Source organism: Myxococcus sp. CA056 (assembly GCF_013336715.1).
Classification (GTDB): Bacteria; Myxococcota; Myxococcia; order Myxococcales; family Myxococcaceae; genus Myxococcus; species Myxococcus llanfairpwllgwyngyllgogerychwyrndrobwllllantysiliogogogochensis.
Window position 1 is genome coordinate 1 of record NZ_JABUMT010000046.1, and the last position, 639, is coordinate 639.

The window sequence follows — 639 nt, forward strand, 5'->3', positions numbered from 1 at the left end:
GCTGGCGGAAGAGGCCCGACTCGCCGAAGAGGCTCGGGTTCGTGCTGAGGAAGAGCGCCGCGCGGAAGAGGCTCGGCTCGCTGAAGAGGAGCGACTCGCTGAAGAGGAGCGACTCGCTGAAGAGGCTCGGGCTCGTGCTGAGGAAGAGCGCCGCGAGGAAGAGGCTCGGCTCGCTGAAGAGGCTCGGGTTCGTGCTGAGGAAGAGCGCCGCGCTGAAGATGCCCGACTCGCCGAAGAGGCTCGGCTGGCGGAAGAGGAGCGCCTCGCTGAAGAGGCTCGACTCGCCGAAGAGGCTCGACTCGCCGAAGAGGTGCGGGTCCGCGCGGAGGAAGAGCGACTCGCTGAAGAAGCCCGACTCGCGGAGGCGGCTCGGGTTCGTGCGGAAGAGACCCGACTCGCCGAAGAGGCGCGACTCCGTGCCGAGGAAGAACGACTCGCGGAAGAGGCTCGGCTGGCTGAAGAGTCCCGGCTCGCTGAAGAGGCTCGGGTTCGTGCGGAGGAAGAGCGACTCGCGGAAGAGGCACGGCTCGCGGAAGAGGCACGGCTCGCTGAAGAGGCGCGACTTGCCGAAGAGGCACGGGGTCGTGCGGAGGAAGATCGACTCGCTGAAGAGGCTCGGGTTTGTGCTGAGGAAGAGCG

At 67.3% G+C, this 639-nt stretch carries 1 protein-coding gene; it reads right to left on the minus strand.

Annotation, left to right across the window (positions count from 1 at the left end; all coding sequences use genetic code 11):
* On the minus strand, window positions 1-639 hold a 639-nt coding region (locus HUA76_RS44770), incomplete at both ends, for a hypothetical protein (RefSeq protein WP_174464426.1).